Source organism: Micromonospora sp. LOL_021 (assembly GCF_048060215.1).
Lineage (GTDB): Bacteria > Actinomycetota > Actinomycetes > Mycobacteriales > Micromonosporaceae > Micromonospora_E.
Genome location: NZ_JBHMIN010000048.1, coordinates 1 through 17773, shown reverse-complemented (window position 1 = coordinate 17773; position 17773 = coordinate 1). Strand labels below are relative to the sequence as shown.

Annotated in this window: 16 protein-coding genes; 10 read left to right on the top strand and 6 right to left on the bottom strand. The window is 67.7% G+C overall.

The features are described 5' to 3' along the window. The first annotated feature begins 7 nt into the window (after positions 1-7). From ACFHWT_RS24820 to ACFHWT_RS24790, 7 genes are all read left to right on the top strand, one after another. Positions 8-781 carry a carbohydrate ABC transporter permease gene (locus tag ACFHWT_RS24820; protein ID WP_123607253.1) on the top strand — a complete coding sequence of 258 codons (774 nt, stop codon included), beginning with the start codon at positions 8-10 and terminating at the stop codon, positions 779-781. Beyond that, positions 778-2160 carry a GH1 family beta-glucosidase gene (locus tag ACFHWT_RS24815; RefSeq protein WP_416597103.1) on the top strand — a complete coding sequence of 461 codons (1383 nt, stop codon included), beginning with the start codon at positions 778-780 and terminating at the stop codon, positions 2158-2160. The genes ACFHWT_RS24820 and ACFHWT_RS24815 overlap by 4 nt, the downstream gene beginning before the upstream one ends. A gap of 59 nt (positions 2161-2219) precedes the next feature. Further along, entirely contained in the window at positions 2220-3230 is a 1011-nt protein-coding gene (locus ACFHWT_RS24810) for a LacI family DNA-binding transcriptional regulator (protein ID WP_416597133.1), read from the top strand. Between the two features lie 257 nt (positions 3231-3487). Continuing rightward, positions 3488-3811, top strand: coding sequence for a hypothetical protein (locus tag ACFHWT_RS24805; protein WP_416597102.1), 324 nt, complete (start codon positions 3488-3490; stop codon positions 3809-3811). A 435-nt stretch (positions 3812-4246) separates the two neighbouring features. Next, positions 4247-4939, top strand: a complete 693-nt coding sequence (locus ACFHWT_RS24800; protein ID WP_416597101.1) for a GntR family transcriptional regulator — start codon at positions 4247-4249, stop codon at positions 4937-4939. A gap of 183 nt (positions 4940-5122) precedes the next feature. Further along, positions 5123-6394 carry an MFS transporter gene (locus tag ACFHWT_RS24795; RefSeq protein WP_416597100.1) on the top strand — a complete coding sequence of 424 codons (1272 nt, stop codon included), beginning with the start codon at positions 5123-5125 and terminating at the stop codon, positions 6392-6394. After that, positions 6391-7692, top strand: a complete 1302-nt coding sequence (locus ACFHWT_RS24790; RefSeq protein WP_416597099.1) for an MFS transporter — start codon at positions 6391-6393, stop codon at positions 7690-7692. The genes ACFHWT_RS24795 and ACFHWT_RS24790 overlap by 4 nt, the downstream gene beginning before the upstream one ends. 25 nt (positions 7693-7717) lie before the next feature. Here the strand turns inward: ACFHWT_RS24790 and ACFHWT_RS24785 are convergent, their stop codons facing one another. The 6 genes from ACFHWT_RS24785 to ACFHWT_RS24760 all read right to left on the bottom strand — a co-directional run bounded on the left by ACFHWT_RS24785 (position 7718) and on the right by ACFHWT_RS24760 (position 15093). After that, a complete protein-coding gene (locus ACFHWT_RS24785; protein WP_416597098.1) occupies positions 7718-9583 on the bottom strand; it encodes a dipeptide ABC transporter ATP-binding protein in 1866 nt (621 codons plus the stop codon). After that, positions 9580-10551, bottom strand: a complete 972-nt coding sequence (speB, locus tag ACFHWT_RS24780) for an agmatinase (protein ID WP_416597097.1) — start codon at positions 10549-10551, stop codon at positions 9580-9582. The genes ACFHWT_RS24785 and speB overlap by 4 nt, the downstream gene beginning before the upstream one ends. Before the next feature lie 63 nt (positions 10552-10614). After that, a complete protein-coding gene (locus tag ACFHWT_RS24775) occupies positions 10615-11469 on the bottom strand; it encodes an ABC transporter permease (RefSeq protein ID WP_416597096.1) in 855 nt (284 codons plus the stop codon). 49 nt (positions 11470-11518) lie between these two features. Then, positions 11519-12472, bottom strand: a complete 954-nt coding sequence (locus tag ACFHWT_RS24770) for an ABC transporter permease (protein WP_416597095.1) — start codon at positions 12470-12472, stop codon at positions 11519-11521. 28 nt (positions 12473-12500) lie between these two features. Then, positions 12501-14018 carry an ABC transporter substrate-binding protein gene (locus ACFHWT_RS24765; protein ID WP_416597094.1) on the bottom strand — a complete coding sequence of 506 codons (1518 nt, stop codon included), beginning with the start codon at positions 14016-14018 and terminating at the stop codon, positions 12501-12503. Between the two features lie 100 nt (positions 14019-14118). Next, a complete protein-coding gene (locus tag ACFHWT_RS24760) occupies positions 14119-15093 on the bottom strand; it encodes a Gfo/Idh/MocA family protein (protein WP_416597093.1) in 975 nt (324 codons plus the stop codon). A gap of 388 nt (positions 15094-15481) precedes the next feature. On the opposite strand from ACFHWT_RS24760, the gene ACFHWT_RS24755 reads away from it, so the two are divergent. The 3 genes from ACFHWT_RS24755 to ACFHWT_RS24745 form a co-directional block, all read left to right on the top strand. Then, entirely contained in the window at positions 15482-16432 is a 951-nt protein-coding gene (locus ACFHWT_RS24755; RefSeq protein ID WP_416597092.1) for an ATP-binding cassette domain-containing protein, read from the top strand. Beyond that, positions 16429-17250, top strand: coding sequence for an ABC transporter permease (locus tag ACFHWT_RS24750; RefSeq protein WP_416597091.1), 822 nt, complete (start codon positions 16429-16431; stop codon positions 17248-17250). The genes ACFHWT_RS24755 and ACFHWT_RS24750 overlap by 4 nt, the downstream gene beginning before the upstream one ends. 108 nt (positions 17251-17358) lie before the next feature. After that, the coding region (locus ACFHWT_RS24745; protein WP_416597090.1) for a hypothetical protein at positions 17359-17773 on the top strand (415 nt) is incomplete at its 3' end.

The following is a 17773-nucleotide window of genomic DNA, read 5'->3' as shown; positions in this document are numbered from 1 at the left end:
CGGGCTGATGTCGATCTTCCCGATCTACTGGATGTTCGTGGTCGCCACCCGGTCCAGCGACGCGATGGGGCAGATCCCGCCGCCGCTCACCCCGGGTGGCAACCTGCCGGGCAACATCGAGCGGCTGTTCAACAACCCGGACGCGTACTTCCTCACCGGCATGATCAACTCGGCGATCGTCGCCGGCACCGTCACCTTCTCGGTGGTGCTGTTCTCGTCGCTGGCCGGGTTCGCCTTCGCCAAACTGCGGTTCAAGGGTTCCAACGCCCTGCTGCTGGTGATCATCGCGACGATGATGGTGCCGACCCAGCTCGGCGTCATCCCGCTGTACATGCTGATGAGCCAGCTGGACTGGAACGACCGGCTCGCCGCGGTCATCGTGCCGGCGCTGGTCACCGGCTTCGGGGTGTTCCTGATGCGCCAGTACGCCAGCCAGGCGGTCAGCACCGAGCTGATCGAGGCGGCCCGGGTCGACGGCTGCTCCACGCTACGGATCTACTGGAACGTGGTATTGCCGGCGTTACGCCCGGCCGCCGCCGTGCTCGGCCTGCTCACCTTCATGACCATGTGGAACGACTTCCTCTGGCCGTACGCGGTGCTCAACGACCCGGAGAACCCGACCGTCCAGCTGTCGCTGAGGGCGCTGTCGAACGGCTACTACAACGACATGTCGCAGGTCTTCACGGGTACGGCGCTCGCTACGCTGCCACTACTGATCGTGTTCATCATTTTCGGCCGTCAGATCATCGGCGGCATCATGGAAGGTGCTGTCAAGGCGTGACGAACTCCAACGAGCCCGTACGGTTCCCCGACTCGTTCATCTGGGGCGCGGCGACCGCCTCGTACCAGATCGAAGGCGCCGCCCGCTCCGACGGTCGCGGCCCGTCGATCTGGGACACGTTCAGCCGTGCGCCGGGCAAGGTGCACGCCGGGCACACCGGGGACGTGGCCTGCGACCACTACCACCGCTACCGCGACGACGTGGCGTTGATGGCCGAACTCGGACTGCACACCTACCGGTTCTCGATCGCCTGGCCGCGCGTGCAGCCGGACGGCACCGGCCCGGTGAACCCGCACGGGCTGGACTTCTACGACCGGCTCGTCGACGAGTTGCGCGGGCGCGGCATCGAGCCGATCATCACCCTCTACCACTGGGATCTGCCGCAGACCCTGGAGGACCGGGGCGGCTGGACCAACCGGGAGACGGCCGAGGCCTTCGCCGAGTACGCGCGGGCCGTCTACGCCCGGCTCGGCGACCGGGTCCAGACCTGGACCACGCTCAACGAGCCGTGGTGCTCGGCGTACCTCGGCTACGGTGCCGGGATACACGCTCCGGGCCGTACCGACCCGGCCGCCACCTTTCAGACCGTGCACCACCTGCTGCTCGGCCACGGGCTGGCCAACCAGGCGCTACGCGCCGCTGGCGCGTCCACCGTCGGGCTCACGGTCAACCCGACGTCGGCGTTCCCCGCCGACCCGGCCAGCGAAGCCGACGCCAAGGCGGTCGAGCTGGTCGAGGACCTGCAGAACCGGATCTTCCTCGACCCGATCCTGCGCGGTGGCTACCCGCAGCGAATTCTCGACCACGTCAGCCGGTTCACCGGGCTGGACCACATCCGCGACGGCGACGAAAAGATCGTCAGCGAACCGATCGACCTGCTCGGCATCAACTACTACTCCCCCACCTACCTGGCCGCTCGCGACGGCGCCCCCGGTGGCGGCGGGGCCTTCCCCGGTACCGAGGGCATCGAGTTCATCGCCCCGGAACCGCCGCTGACCGACATGGGCTGGCAGATCCAGCCGTCCGGGCTGACCGCGCTGCTGAGCAAGCTGGGGCGGGACTACCCGGGCGTACCGATGATCATCACCGAAAACGGCGCCGCCTTCCCCGACCAGCTTGACCCCGACGGCGAACGAGTCGACGACAGCGACCGGGTCGCCTACCTGGACGGGCATCTGCGGGCCGCGCACGCCGCGATCGCCGCCGGGGTCGACCTGCGCGGCTACCTGGTGTGGTCACTGCTGGACAACTTCGAGTGGTCGTACGGCTACGACAAGCGATTTGGCATCGTGTACGTGGACTACCTGACCCAGCGGCGGGTGCCGAAGGCCAGCGCACGGTGGTACCAAGAGGTGATCCGCCGCAACGGCATCGGCTGAGCCGCTGGCGTTTTCCTAGGTGGCGGGAGCTTTTACAGACGGGGAGCGCAGGCGTGAGCATGGCCAGGGAACGTCCGACGCTGGAGGCGGTGGCCCGCCGGGCCGGTGTGTCCCGGGCCACCGTGTCGCGCGTGGTGAACGGCTCCACCACCGTTGCCGAACCGATTCAGGACGCGGTCCGTCGGGCGGTCCAGGAGCTGGGGTACGTCCCCAACCTGGCCGCCCGCAGCCTGGTCACCCAGCGCACCGACTCGATGGGGCTGATCCTGCCGGAGACCGCCACCCGGGTCTTCTCCGACGACCAGGTATTCCCCGGCATCATCCACGGCGTCAGCCAGGAGCTGGAGGCGGCCGACAAGCAGCTGGTGCTGATGATGGCCGGCTCGGCGAGCAGCCATGACCGGGTCGAGCGGTACGCCCTGGGCCGACACGTCGACGGTGTCATGTTCGCCTCGATCCACGGCGTCGACCCGATGCCCGGCACGCTGGCCCGCAGCGGCCTGCCGGTGGTGTGCAGCGGCCGACCGATGGGCCAGGTCAGCGCCGGGGTGCCGTACGTTGACGTGGAGAACGAGGCCGGTGCCGAGCGGGCGGTCCGCTACCTGCTCGAGTCCGGCCGGCAGCGGGTGGCGACGATCGCCGGCCCACAGGACATGATCGCCGGGGTGGACCGGCTGGCCGGCTACCGTACGGTGATCCGGGAGACCGGTGGGCGGTCGCTGGTCGCCGCCGGCGACTTCACCCGCGAGTCGGGTGCGGTCGCGATGCGTCAGCTGCTCGAGGACGACCCGGCGTTGGATGCGGTCTTCGTCGCCTCCGACCTGATGGCCCACGGTGCCATCCGCACGCTGCGGGAAGCCGGCCGCCGGGTGCCCGACGACGTCGCGATCATCGGCTTCGACGACATCGAGATGGCCGGCTACATGGACCCGGCGCTGACCACTGTCCGCCAGCCGATCCAGGAGATCGGCCGGACGCTGGCCCGGCTGCTGCTGCGGCTGGCCGACGGCGAGGCCGTCGAGCCGGCCGTGGTGCTGCCCACCGAGCTCGTCCGGCGCGACTCCGCCTGAAGGCCCGGCTCCCGGTCCCGCTCTGACCCTGACTGACCCTGCCTGACCTCGCCTGACTGGGTACGCGCGGTTTGCGAGATCATGCAGATAAATGCAGTCGGCAAAACCACTGGTCAGCCGCAATTCAATTTCGGCTTTCTGTTATCGCCGCAGGTCGGCACACACTCGCCGGCGCGAGCAAGATATTGACATGGCATTGCTGAGTACGAATGCCGATGTTACGGTGAGATCAAATCCGCAACAGGAAGGGGACATCCGTGCGTACTCTCGCAAGAGTCGCCGTCACCGCGGCGATGGTCATGGGCGCGATGGCCGCCACCGGGACCGCGGCGGTCGCCGCCGAGTCGTCGTCCAACGCCCAGGCCAGCACGTCCGCCAGCACGGCTGCGGTCGACTACTACTATGGCTACGGCAGCGGAAGCAGCGCGAGCAGCGCCACCCTCAGCGCCAGGTTCCAGGCCGAGACGTGGGCGCAGATCGATGGCTACAACCCCTTCATCGACTGCTTTGTCGTCAACTCGTACGTGACCCAGATCAGCGACTACTACTACACCGCCAACGTCACCCTGCTCTGCTACTGACCCGCATTTCCGAGGACCGCAACAAGTGCGCCGGCCCACCTCGAAGTGGGCCGGCGCACCACTGGGTGCAGCGTCCCGCCAGCACCGTCAAGAAGGGTGTTTAACTGGCATTTGCCTTCTAATCTCAATAGTTGGAACGATCTCCCCGAAAAGGAACGGGTCGAGAATCGGCAGGCGGTCGAAGTGCGGTACCGGACGGCTACGAGACGGCCACCGGCGCGAAACCCTTGACGACCGCCCGTAGCGCCGACGCATCCGGTCCGTACACTAGGCTGTAGATTGTGCATAGGTGCTTGGCGGGCGGTGCGGGTCGGGCCCGGTGAGCCGCTGGGACATCCTTGATAGACAGGCACGGTGCCAGCTGGCAACCGCCGCAGGCGAACAGGAGGTCGGGCGATAGCCACGCCAGTCAAGCAACGCAATCAGCCGACCGTCGTGCGGTCGGCAAAGACCGCGCAGTCCTGGGCAACGGATGTGCTTCGCGAGCGGATCCTGTTGGGTCTGATCCAGCCGGGTGACCGGCTGCGCCAGGTCGAGATCGCCGCTGAGCTCGGCCTGTCCACGACACCGGTGCGGGAGTCCTTCCGTTCACTGGCGACCGAGGGGCTGGTCGCGATCGACGAGCATCGTGGCGTCGCGGTCCGGAAACTGACCATCGCCGAGTGCATCGAGATGCAGGAACTGATCGCACTCGTCGAACCGGACAATCTGCGGCATGCGGTGCCGTTGATGGACGAGGCGACGCTGGCCGAGGCTGACGCGTTGTGCCGCAAGATGAGCCGCGCCGACGTCGGAAACAGCTACGCGTTGCTCAACCGCGAGCTCCATCTGACCTTGGCCCGAGCGTCGGGTCGCCACCGGGCGATTGCCCTGTTGGCCGAGCTGCTCACGCTCAGTGCACTGCACGTGCCGTCCGACAGTGCCCGTCTGCCCGGCCGGCGCGCCCAGTCGCAGCGTGAACACCGGGCACTGGTCGACGCCGCTCGCGCCGGTGACGGCGAGGAGGCCGCGCGGCTGGCCTACGAGCACTGCCAGCCGATTCTGCGCCTGCTCCGCAACGATCTGGAGCGTGACCGCGACGGTGACGTCGGTCGGGTCCCAGGCCGGTCATCAGGAACGCATCTGTAAGCATCGTGTTTCGCCCCTTGTCGGATCACCTTCGGGTGGTGGATGCTCAAGATTATGCACAATCTATAGTACGTAGCGCCACCACGCCGACCGGACGAGGGAGACAAAGAGGCACCATGTCGCCGGATTCATCCAATGTAGATGTGGTGTCACGGGTGGGGACACGCGTTGAAATCACGTGAAGTGATCGCACCGCAATCGCAGGTCGATCCCGCATCGGCGGCGACCCGAACCTCGGTGTCGGTGTGGGCGATCGCCCTCATCGTGATCTGCCAGAGCACGCAGGGCTTCTCGCTCGGCGGCATCGCCCTGTTCCTGCCGCTGATCCGAGACGACGTCGGGCTGACCTTCGGCCAGGCCGGCACCCTCGGCGCGGTCTCCCTGCTGGTGTTCGCCGCCATGCAGGTGCCGGCGGGATACCTGGCGGACCGGTTCGGCCCCAAGCGGCTGTTCGTGCTGGGGCTGGTCGGTCTCAACCTCTGCTCCCTCACCTTCGCCCTGGTGGACTCCTTCACCCTCCTTCTCGTCAACCAGGCACTCTCCGGCCTGGCCCGGGCGTTCGTCTTCGCCCCCGGACTGCTGCTCATCACCCATGAGTTCCCGGCGCACCGGCGAGCCACCGCGCTCGGGCTCTACGTGGCCGGCGGCTTTTCCTCGAACATCCTGCTGAGCTTGGCGGGTCCCGCGCTGGTGGGCCACGTCGGGTGGCGATGGATCTTCGTGGGCTTCTCCCTGCTCGGCCTCGGGGTCACCGCGCTGTACTGGCGCGCCGGTAGTCCCGGCCCGACCCGACAACGCGACTCCTACGTACGGCTGCGGGAGTTGCCCGGCCTGCTCGCCCACCCGGTGATGTGGGTAGCCGGCGGGGTGCAGTTCGTCCGCTACTCGGTGGTCAACGGCCTGAGTTTCTGGCTGCCCACGTACCTCATCGCGGAAAAGGGATTCTCCCTGCACACGGCGGGCCTATTGGTTGCCGCGGCGGCGGTCGTGACCGCGCCGTCGAACTTCCTCGGCGGGCACGTCTCGGACCGGTTGCGGCGCCCCGCCCTGGTGATCGGTTTCTCGCTGGCAGTGCTCACCGCGACCATCGTGGCCCTGGTCTCGGCGCGCTCGCTGCCCGTCGTCGTCGTGGTGGTCCTGGTACAGGCGATCTTCCTCCAGTTCTACTTCGGACCACTGTTCGAGATCCCGATCAGGGTGCTCGGCGTGCGCACCGCCGGCCTGACCAGCGGCTGGTCCAACCTCTGCGCCAACATCGGCGGCCTGAGCTTCGCCTTCGGGCTCGGGCAGGTCAAGGACGTGACCGGTTCGTTCGCCATCGGGATGTACGCGATGGTCGGCCTCTGCCTGCTCGGCCTGGTCGGTGCGTACGGGCTGTCGGTCCTGCTCGCCCGGGCCGCCCCTGCGGCGAGAGAACCGGCACTCCCCGCCACCGACCCGAAGCGAACCTGGTGAACTGGCCCGGCCCACGGCTGGTGCTGCCCGGCAGACGGCAGACGGCCCGCACCCAGACGGACAGCGGGCCCGGCCCGTTCGCCGCGCTGTCCGTCCCGGTGTTCCGGGCGCTGTGGCTCGCCGAGTTCGCCGGCGACATGGGCAACTGGATGCACACCGTCGGTGCACAGTGGGTGATCGTCGGACATGCCAACGCCGTACTGCTCGCGGCGCTGGTGGTGGCGGCGGCGCGGATGCCGGTGCTGGTGCTGTCGGTGCCCATCGGCGCGATCGCCGACTTCGTCGACCGGCGCTGGCTCCTGCTCGCGTCCCAGGCGTTCCAGACCCTGGTGGGTCTGGCGCTCGCGGTCACCAGCCTGCTCGGCTGGCTCAGCCCCACCGCCCTACTGGTCTACACCTTGCTGCTCGGTCTCGGATCGGCGCTGTCGACGGTCGCCTTCCAGGCCCTGGTGCCGCAACTCGTCACCCCGCCCCTGCTGCATTCCGCCGTCGCCCTCGCCCAGGTGAACCTCAACATCGCCCGGGTGCTGGGCCCGGTGCTCGGTGGTTTGCTCGTCGCCCTGACCGGACCGTCGACGGTGTTCGTGCTCGACGCGTTCTCCTACCTGGTCTTCGTCGTCGTGCTCTGCTTCTACAAGGTCCCCGGCCAACCGGCCAGAACCCGCCCGGCTCTGCGGCGCGCGCTCGTCGAAGGCATGGTCTTCGTCCGGCGCTCCGCGCTGGTCCGCCGAATCCTGGTGCACTCGTTGCTGATCGGCATCCCGTCGAGCGCCGTCTGGGCGTTGCTGCCCTCGGTGTCGACCCTGCGCCTCGGCGTCGACGCCACCGGGTACGGACTGCTCCTCGCGGCCGCCGGTGCCGGCAGCGTATTCGGCGCCCTGCTCCTGACCGGCATCCGCCGGCGGGCGAGTGACAACACGAGTCTGCTGGTCGGCGGGGCGGCCTCGGCGGGTGCGCTCGGCGCACTGGGACTGGTCCAGGACCTGATCGGCGCCGCGGTGGCTCTGTTCGTCTTCGGCGTCACCTGGATGGTCATACAGACACCACTGGCGGCCACCATGGCCCTGACGGCGCCAGATCCGATCCGAGGGCGGATCATGGCCCTGTACCAGACCGTACGCATGGGCAGCCAGTCGGTCGGCGCCGTCGGCTGGGGCCTCACGGCGACCGGCCTCGGCATCGTGCCGGCCCTCGTGCTCTCCGCCGTGGCCATGGCGCTCGCGGGGCTGGCCACCCTGTGCCTGCCGGTCGGACCGAGGCGACGTACGCCGGGGTGGCCGCCGGTCGCCAGTGACTGACGATCGGCCGTACGCCGAATGGAACTTACCCGCAGACCGCGGTGGTACCGCCGGCCTCCAGGCTGGCGGTCTCGGGCATGACGAGGGTGTCGCGGAGCAGCATCTCGGTGTACGGGTGCTGCGGGCTTTCCAGGACCTGGTCGGCCGAGCCGACCTCGACGACCACACCGTTCTGCAGCACGACGACCGAGTCCGCGATGGCGCGCACGACACCGATGTGGTGTGTGATGAACAGCAGGCTGAGGTTCTCCTCGACCCGCAATCTCACCAGTAGTTCGAGTACCGACGCCTGGATCGAGACGTCCAGGGCGGAGGTGATCTCGTCGCAGATCAACACCCGGGGCCGGGCAGCGAGCGCGCGGGCGATCGCGACGCGCTGCCGCTCACCGCCGCTGAGTTGCGCCGGGTAGCGCGTCTCGTAGTCGGCGGGAAGGGAGACCTGGGCAAGCAGCCGGCGCACCTCCTCGCGCTGTCGCGCCGCCCCCTTGACTATCCCGAAGGTCTCCAGCGGCCGGGTAATGATCCGGCCGATCGTGTGGCGCGGGTTCAGCGAGCCGTACGGGTTCTGGAAGATGTACTGGATCTCGCGGCGGGCGGCCTTCGTCCGGGATCCGGATGGCCACGGCATACGCTGGCCGTCGTAGTGGAGCCGGCCGTCGACAGCTTCCTTGTGCAGGCCGCTGACCGCGCGGGCCAGGGTGGTCTTGCCACTGCCGGACTCGCCCACGAGCGCGACACACTCGCCCTCGCGCACGGTCAGGTCGACACCGAACAGCACCCGGTTCTCGTCGTAGCGCCTGCCGTAGCTGATGTCGACATTGCGGACGAAGAGCAGCCCGGGCTCGCGGCGTTCCGGTGGTGTCCACTGCGGACCAGTGTCCTCGGGGCGGGCGTAGCTGGCCGCCAGCACAACGTCCGACCGCCAGCACCGCGACGTGTGTCGGAGCCCGACCGCTACGGGCTCGGGCGTCGCCACGAGGCATTCGTCGACGACCAAATCGCAGCGGGCCGCGAACGGGCAGCCGGTGCCGCGCTCCTTCGGGTTCAGTGGCGTCCCCGCGATCCCGACCAGCTTGCGGCGCTGGTCGACCGTTGGCGTGGCGAGGATGAGTCGGCGGGCGTAGGGGTGCGCCGAGGCGGTGAGCATCTCGTCCGCCGGGCCGTCCTCGACGACCAGTCCGGAGTACATGACGGCGATCCTGGTGGCGATCGTGCCGACGACCGTGAGGTCGTGCGTCACGTAGACGGCGGCGACCCCCTCCTCAGCGATGACATCGCGGATCGTGTCGAGTACGGCTGCCTGCGTCGTGACGTCGAGGCCCGTGGTCGGTTCGTCGAAGACGATGGCCTTCGGCCGGTTGAGCATCGCCATCGCGATGGTGACCCGCTGCAGCTGTCCGCCGGAGAGTTGGTGTGGAAACCTCCGCAGGAACTCTTTTGTGGCCGGCAGCTTGACCCGCTCGAGCAGGTGCCGGATCCGGTCCCAGTCGGCCGATCTGCGGAGCCAGCGCGACTCGCCCATGGTCTCGGCCAGCTGCGTGCCGATCCGCAGCGCCGGGTTCAGGGCCGACATCGGATCCTGCGGTACGTAGGAGATCACCCGCCCACGGGCGCTTCGCCTCGCCGATTCGGTGGCCGTGACCATCTCGACGCCGGCCACCTTGACCGAGCCGGACAGGATCAGATTGTCCCGTGCGAAGCCGAGTAGCGACAGCGCCAGCGTCGTCTTGCCCGAGCCGGATTCGCCCACCAGGCCGAGAACCTCACCGGCCCGCAGTCCGAAGTCGACTTCCCGCACGATGTCGTACGGCTCGCGGGCGTCGACCGTGACGGTCAGGCCACGGACGTCGAGTACGTGGTCGCCGGTGCCAGCGGGCATCTCGTCGGTCATGGCTTGGCCTTCGCGAACATCGCCAGGAGTTCGAAAGCGGCTACCGCAGCGGCCATCGACGTCAGCTCCGCGTGGTCGTACGCCGGTGACACCTCGACGATGTCGGCGCCGACGATGTTCAGGCCGACCAGCCCGTGGAGGATGAGCTGAAGCTCCCGGGTGGTCAGGCCACCCGGCTCCGGCGTGCCGGTCCCCGGGGCGTGTGCGGGATCCAGGACGTCGATGTCGATGCTGACGTAGACGGGATGGCCGCCTACCCGGTCGCGTACGCGGTCGATCGCGTCGTCGACGCCACGGCGCGCGATGTCCAGCGTCGATACGATGGCGAAGCCCAGCCGCCGATCCTCGCTGAAGTCGTGTGGGCTGTAGACGTAGTTGCGGATTCCCACGTGCGCGGAGCTGTCCAGGGCGAGGATGCCCTCCTCTGCGGCCCGCCGGAACGGTGTGCCGTGCGTGTACCTCGCGCCGAAGTAGCTTTCCCAGGTGTCCAGATGCGCGTCGAAGTGCACCAGCGAGATCGGCCCGTGCTGGGCGTGCGCCGCGCGCAGCAACGGTAGCGCGATCGTGTGGTCGCCACCGATCGTGACGATCTTGGATACCTGGTGGTAGAGCGCCGTCGCAGCGACCTGTACCTCGGCCACGGCCTCCTCGATGTCGAACGGGTTGACCGCCACGTCTCCGGCGTCGGCGAGCTGCAGCACCTTCCACGGTTCGACGTCGAGCGCCGGATGGTAGCTGCGCAGCAACTTGGAGCCCGCACGGATCGCCTGCGGCCCGAAACGGGCGCCGGGACGGTACGAGACGCCGCTGTCGAACGGCACGCCGAGGATCGCCACGTCGGCGCGGGAGACGTCCTGCAGACGAGGCAGCCGGGCGAAGGTGTCCGGTCCGGCGTAGCGCGGGACCCTGGTCGCGTCGGGCGGGCCGATGGGCAGGTCCGACCCGTCGGACCGTGACTCGTCGCTCATTGCCCCACTCCCTTCCACATGCTGCCGCTGGGACTCACTGCTGCATTCCTTTCCACGCGCCGCTCACCGGCCGTCGGCGCCAGCCGCAGCCACCGCGAGGCCGTCGCTCACCAGGTTGGCACCGACGGTGACGACGATGATCGCGATGACCGGCAGCAGCACCGCCATCGGCGTCGTGAGCAGGCCGGCCTGGTTTTCCTGGATCATCAGGCCCCAGTCCGCGGCCGGCGGCTTGACGCCGAGACCGAGGTAGTTCAGGCCGGCGACGGAGCCGAGCGAGAGGGTGTAGCGCTGCCCGGTCTCGACCGACAACGGCACGAGGATGTTCGGCAGGATCTCGGAGAAGAGGATACGGCGGGTGGGTGTGCCCGTCGCCTCGCTGTACCGGACGTAGTCGGACTCGGCGACACCGACCGTCGCGGAGCGCACCACCCGCGCGGTATGCGGGAACAGGCCGACGCCGACGGCGACGACGAGGACCCAGGTCTGGGCACCGGCGACCGTGATGACCAGCAGTGAGAAGGCCAACCCGGGGAAGGCCATCATCAGGTCGACGAAGCGCATCAGGGTCTCGTCGACGACCTTCTTGGTGTAGCCGGCGACAAGTCCGATGATGGTGCCCACGGCGACGCCCAGGAGCGTCGCGAACGCGCTGACGACGAGCAGGTCGCGACCGCCCGAGAGGAAGCGCGTCCAGACGTCGCGGCCGATCCGGTCGGTACCGAAGAGCGCTTCGCCGCCGGGCCCGGAGAACGGTATGCCGACGAACTCGGTGGTCGAGAACGGGGCGAAGTACGGCCCGACGATCGCGAAGAGAACCACCGCGAGTACGGCCGCGATACCTACCCGGGTCCGTCCGAGTTTCAGTGCCCGCCGGATGAATCCGCGCTGGCGTGCTGCCGGCGGTCGCGCATCCACCGCAATTGGGGTAGCGGGCGGATCGACAACTTCTGTCGTCATCGGTTCCTCACATTCTCGTCCTGAGGCGAGGGGTGACGATCATGACGGCCAGGTCCGTCAACAGGTTCAACACGATGGTGAAGAAGGCCAGGATCACGACGAGGGTCTGGATGACCGGAAAGTCGCGCCGGCCGACCCCCTGAATCAGTTCGTACCCGACCCCGGGATACGAGAACACCGTCTCGACGATGATCGTGCCTCCGGAGAGAAACACGAGCGTCAGCCCGAAAGCCTGCACGATCGGGCCGAGGCACATGCGCAGCGCATGCCGGAAGATCACGGTGCGTTCGGGTAGTCCCTTGAGGCGGGCGACCATGACGGCGTCGCTCTCCAGCGCCTCGATCATGGCGGCACGCACCATCCTGATCGGGTACGGGATCAGCCCGAGCACCGAGGCGAGGACGGGAAGCGCGAAGAGTTCGAGCTGACTCCAGACGGAGACGTTAGGGTCGAAGATGCTCGACCCTGGGAATATCCGGAAAACGTTCGTGGCGAGGAAGTAGATCGTCAGAACGGCGATGGCGAATCCTGGCATTGCGGCGAGGCTCAGCGTCAGGAAGGAAGCGACGTTGTCCGCCAGGCGACCGGAGTGTACGGCGCTGTACACTCCGATCACCGTGGCTATCGGAATCACCAGGATCATCACGAAAAACGTGAGCAGCGCGGTGTAGTAGACGGCGCTGCCGAGCAGCTCAGAGATCGGGTACGGCGACATGAGGGAATTGCCCCAGTCGAAGGTGATCAGTCCCTTGAGCCAACTTCCGTACTGGGTGAGCAGCGGCTGATCCAACTGCATCTCGCGCGTCATCGCGTCCCACTGCTCCTGCGTGTACTCGTCGCCGAGCGCGATCAGGCGCGGGTCGCCAGGGAGGACGTGCAGCACCGCGAAGATCACGACGGAGATCAACCAGAGGGTGATCACTCCGCTGATCAGTCGCCGAAGCAGGATCGATCGGATCATGACGCCGCCCGTCAAAGGAGGAGTTCTACTAGCCTTCGAGCCACATGAGGCGGTAGCGCCAGCTGCCGAGGTTCCAGCCGTTCGACTCCATCGGAATCACGCCCTTGAGCTTGTCGGTGGTCAGGTCGACGTTGCTCTTGAAGGAGTGGATGATGTCCGGTCCCGACTCGTAGAGCTTCGACAGCAACTGGCCGGAGTACTCGGCCTGCTTCGCTTCGTCGGTGGTGCTCAGCAGCTGGTTGTAGATCTCGTCGCCCTCCGCGTCCTGCCACAGGCTCTCGTTGGAACGACCGCCCTCGCTCCACCGCTGCGACCAGGACCCGCCGACCAGGCCGGCCGCCCAGTAGTTCTGCTTGAACTGGTCTTCCTTGTGATTGGCGCTCCACGTCGCGGCGTCCTGGATGTTGATGTTCACCGTGACACCGGCGGCCTTGGCCTGCTCGGCGTAGACCTGCGCGGAGTTGACCATGCCGCCGTTCTGGGCGCTCGTGTTGAGCGTGATCGTCAGCCCTTCGTAGCCGGCGTTCTTCAGCAGGCTCTTCGCCTGCTCGATGTCCTGCTCGCGCTGTGGCAGGTCGGGGTAGCCCGGGTCGCCGGGGCAGGGCATGTCGTTGGCGATCTCACCCAGGCCGCTGTACGCCTGCTGCACCATCTGCTCGCGGTCGACGAGCAGCTTCATGGCGAGGCGGACGTTCGGGTCGTTGAACGGCGCGGAGTCCACGCGCATGGTGATCGGTTGGTAGAAGCCCGACTTCGTGATGACCGTGGTGAACCCGGTGGGGGGCAGTTGGGGGATCAGGGTGGAGTCGACACCGTCGATCGCGTCGACCTGGCCGGCGAGAAGCGCGGCCATCCGCGGGGTGTTGTCGGCGAAGTCGATGATCTCGAGTTCGTCGAGGTACGGCTGTCCCTCGCGCCAGTAGTTCGGGAAGGCCTTGTACGTGGAGCGGGCGCCGGCCTGGAAGCTCTGCATGACCCACGGCCCGGTGCCGACCGGCTTGGCCGGGTCGAAGTCGGTGGGGAGGATAGACGTCTGCGACGATCCCCAGCGGGTGGGCAGCAGCGAGTCCGGGGTCTTCAGGGTGAGTTCGACCGTGAGGTTGTCGAGCTTCTTGATGGCGTTGGGGTCGATCGACGCCAGCGAGGACGCCGCCCGGCCCGGGTTGTCCGGGTCCAGGATGCGCTGCAGCGAGAAGATGAGATCGTCGGCGGTCAGCGATTTGCCGTGGTGGAACTCGACCCCGCTGCGCAGCCGGATCGTCGCCACCGTGGCGTCGGCGTTCATCTCGAACGACTCGGCCAACGCCAGCTCGGCGCGGTACGGCAGATCCGGGGCGAGAAGGGCGAGGCTGTCGGCGATCTGCTGGCCACGGCCCTGGTCCGTGTCCGACGACGTGAAGTGCGGGTCGTAGATGTTGCCGGAACTGCCGATCACGCCGACGCGCAGCTTGCCACCCCGTCTGGGCGTCCCCGGCGAGGCGCCCGGGGAGGCCGAGGGCGAGGGCGAGTCGGCACCGCAGGCGGCGGTGGCCGCCAGACCGACCATGCCGACACCCGCTCCCAGTATTGAACGTCGACTGAGTCGTGGACTCATGTGACACCTTCCTATGTGGGTAGTAGTAGGTGAGACCGCAGAAGGTTCGGAGTCAGGCCGGGGCGATCTGTTCTAGAACGTCCAGATTTCGGGCTCCGTCTTCGCCCGTCGCGTAGGCGACGTCCTCGCCCAGGATCGCGGCTGTCACCGTTGCCAGCTGCGCCTGCGCGGAGTGGGGGGTCTCACCGGTGATGTCTTCGGTGCCGCCATCGGCGTGATGCAACACGACCCGGCCCTGCCCGGTCGGGGACGTGTCGGTGGCGACGAGAGCCCCCTGCGTACCGATCACCTCGACGACGGTGGTCGGCTGGTAGTAGCTCGCCGTCGCGGTCAGGGTCGCCAGCACGTCGCCGGAGAACCGGAGCGCCGCGACGGCCAGATCCTCGGTCTCGTACCCACGTTGGGCGGCGGTGAGGCCGATGGCGGACTCGACCTCGCCGAGCATCATCCGGAGCAGGTCGAGGTGGTGGGTACCGATGTCGGCCAGCACCCCCCAGCGGGCGGTCTCCTTGTGTCCGCGCCACGTCTTCGGCGCCGAGTCCCGCCGCATGCCGTAGAGGCTCCGAGCGGTCACGATCCGCCCGATCGCACCGGCGGTAACAAGCTCCCGCATCCTGATGTGGCCGGGGACGTAGCGTGCCTGGTAGCCGGTGGCGAGTTTGACCCCCGAGGCCTGGGCCAGCTTGACCAGCTCCCAGCCCTCGTTGGCGGTGAGTGCCAACGGCTTCTCCAACAGAACGTGTTTGCCGTGCCGGATCGCCCGGGTGGCGTGTTCGAAGTGCAGGTAGCTACTGGAGGCGATCCAGACGGCGTCGAGGTTGGGGTTGGCCAGGAGAGCGTCGATGTCACCGTAGCCGCAAGGAATCCCCGCGTCGGCCGCGAAGGTCGCTGCCCGCTCCTGGCTGCTGCTGGCGACCGCGAGCAGACGCGCGGTCGGAGTCTCGGTGACCGCTGGAACGCAGACCCGCGCGGCGTAGCCGGACGTGCCGACCAGGCCCCACCCGAGGTTCGGCGTTGGTGCTGCCATCTCCGCCTCCAACGTTGTGCATAATCGATTGCGCCGATCCTGGGTGCGTACCAGCACGTCGCGCAAGGCGTGTAACGCACTACTAACCTGGCGGCCAGGTTGTTAACGTGATCGACTTTTTTCACAGCTCCGACACGGAGGCGGACCGGCGGCGGTGGCGTCGACCGCCTCGCCGCTCAGCCGTCGACGCCGCCACCGCCGCCCGTCGAACCACCGGCCAAGTGCCTCGTGACCTGGCACGTCGTCCCTCACCGGGTGCGGCGACGACCGGTCGTCGAGCCCGCCGATCACCCTTGCGCGGCGACACGGCGCCTGTGCATACTGTGCCCACCGATAATGCATAATCGACAAAGGGTCGTCGGCGGCCGCGTTGCTCGCGAGGGAGATCATGCAAGAGGGCGTCTTCACCGAAGATCTATGCAAGCGGTTCGGTGACTTCCGGGCCCTCGACGGCGTCAACCTCGTCGCACCAGCGGGAACCATCGGCTCGATCCTGGGACCCAACGGCGCCGGCAAGACCACCACCATCCGGATCCTCACCACGCTGACCACTGCCGACTCCGGGCGTGCCTTCGTCGGCGGCCACGACGTTCACGCCCGGCCACACCAGGTACGGTCGGTCATCGGGCTCACCGGTCAGTTCGCCGCGATCGACGGCGCCCTCAGCGCACGCGAGAACCTGATCCTGATCGCTCGCCTGCACAGACAACCCCGCCGGGTCGCCAAGGCGAAGGCCGACGAACTCCTGGAACGATTCGAGTTGACCTCGGCCGCCAGTCGACATGCCCGGACCTTCTCCGGTGGGATGCGTCGGCGTCTCGACCTCGCCATGAGCCTGATCACCTCACCGCAGGTGCTCTTCCTCGACGAACCCACCACGGGCCTGGACCCGCCGAGCCGGGAACGCCTGTGGGAAGTGGTCGAAGACCTCCGCGACAACGGCACCTGCGTCATCCTCACCACGCAGTACCTCGAAGAGGCCGACCGTCTCGCCGACAACATCACCGTGATCAACCATGGCAGGACCGTCGCTGTCGGAACCCCGCCCGAACTCAAGCTGGCCTACGGCGGCGAAATCGTGGAGGTCCATGCCGCAAGTGACGCCGACGCGCGTCGGGCCGCGAAGTCCCTCGCCCTCACCGCCGGCCTCGACGACTCAACCGTCACGGTGAACGGCGGCTCCGCCCGGGCCCGGTTCCGGGTCGAGTCCGGCACCTTCACGGTAGCGGCGGCCGTGCGTGCCCTGGACGCCGAAGGGTTGGATTTCATCGACATCAACGTTCACCGCGCGACCCTGGACGAAGTCTTCGACGTCGTCACCGCGGCGGAGCATCCATGAGTCCCGTCCGCAGCCGGTCCACGGACAGCGGCGTCACAATACGGCGCTACGTCACCCTGCCGCACGCGATCGAGAACATCGGAACCATCGCTCGCCGCAACCTGCTGAGCTTCTGGCGGAACCGGCAGCTGATGGCACTGTCACTGATCCAGCCGCTGACGAACATGGTTCTGTTCGCGTACGTCCTCGATCAGGTCGCGACCGTCTCGGGCATGCCCTACCGGCAGTACGTCATCCCGGGAGTGCTCACCCAGGCGGTGATGGTCCAGGCGATGAGGACCGGTGTCGCGGTCTCCCACGACGCGGACGCTGGCATCAACGACCGGTTCCGTACCTTGCCGATCGCGCGATCGGCGGTCCTCCTCGGACGGACGCTGGGTGACACGGCCAAGAGTGCCATTCAGATCACCATCCTCATGATCGTCGCCGTCACGGTCATCGGCTTCCGTTTCGAGACCGGCTTCCTGCGTGGGGTCGCGGCGACCGCGGTCATCGCGCTCTGGGCCCTGGCCGTGACCTCGTTCTCGACCTGGGTCGGGCTGGCGGTACGCGACGGCGAGACAGCGCAGACCTGGCTGATCACTCCGACGTTGCCGCTCGTCTTCGGGAGCTCCGGATTCGCGCCCATCGCCAGCATGCCCGACTGGCTGGCGTCCTTCGCCCGGGTCAATCCGGTGTCGGCCGTCGTCGACACCGCCCGCGCCCTGACCCACGGGGGTCCGCTGCTCCCGTCGTTCCTGCAGTACCTGGCCTGGACCGTGGGACTCACCGTCGTCTTCACGGCCCTGGCGGTGCGACATTTCGCTCGCGACAAGTGAAGCCTTCCGGCTGGGGGAACCGCTCTCCGAAAAGATGCGTGACCCCTGCACCAGTTGCACCGGGTGTCGGACAACCCAAGCCTCCGCAAATTCGACAAGGAGTAGCCGATGCGGCCAAAGATCTTCGTCTCCCAACCGATTCCCCAACCCGCGCTCGACCTGATGGCCGAGGTCGCCGACCTCGAGGTCTTCCCCTGGGCGCATCGAGAAGTGAGCATCGATGAACTGGAAAGCGCCGCACAACGCAGCGACTACTTCTTCATCATGCACACGGTGCCGATCCGGGCCCGGTATTTTGGCCCCGGTAACCGGCTCAAGGGCATCGGCATGCAGTTGGCCCGCGAGGACCTGCACGACCTGGCGGCGATGAAAGCCGCCGGCGTGAAGCAGATTATGTCCACGCCGATCGTGCCGACGAACGATCCGGACGACTACAGCCTGGACGGCTACGGCCTCAATCCTCGCGCCACCGGGCAGTTGATGGTGGCGCTGCTACTCAACTGCGCGTACCGGGTGAACGAGT

Bases quoted from the DNA above. Each gene is read 5' to 3' on its own strand.
- ACFHWT_RS24820 (WP_123607253.1), top strand. From the start codon at position 8: ATGTCGATCTTCCCGATCTACTGGATGTTCGTGGTCGCCACCCGGTCC.
- ACFHWT_RS24810 (WP_416597133.1), top strand. From the start codon at position 2,220: ATGGCCAGGGAACGTCCGACGCTGGAGGCGGTGGCCCGCCGGGCCGGT.
- ACFHWT_RS24785 (WP_416597098.1), bottom strand. From the start codon at position 9,583: ATGACCGACGAGATGCCCGCTGGCACCGGCGACCACGTACTCGACGTC.
- speB (WP_416597097.1), bottom strand. From the start codon at position 10,551: ATGAGCGACGAGTCACGGTCCGACGGGTCGGACCTGCCCATCGGCCCG.
- ACFHWT_RS24770 (WP_416597095.1), bottom strand. From the start codon at position 12,472: ATGATCCGATCGATCCTGCTTCGGCGACTGATCAGCGGAGTGATCACC.
- ACFHWT_RS24765 (WP_416597094.1), bottom strand. From the start codon at position 14,018: ATGGTCGGTCTGGCGGCCACCGCCGCCTGCGGTGCCGACTCGCCCTCG.
- ACFHWT_RS24760 (WP_416597093.1), bottom strand. From the start codon at position 15,093: ATGGCAGCACCAACGCCGAACCTCGGGTGGGGCCTGGTCGGCACGTCC.
- ACFHWT_RS24755 (WP_416597092.1), top strand. From the start codon at position 15,482: ATGCAAGAGGGCGTCTTCACCGAAGATCTATGCAAGCGGTTCGGTGAC.
- ACFHWT_RS24750 (WP_416597091.1), top strand. From the start codon at position 16,429: ATGAGTCCCGTCCGCAGCCGGTCCACGGACAGCGGCGTCACAATACGG.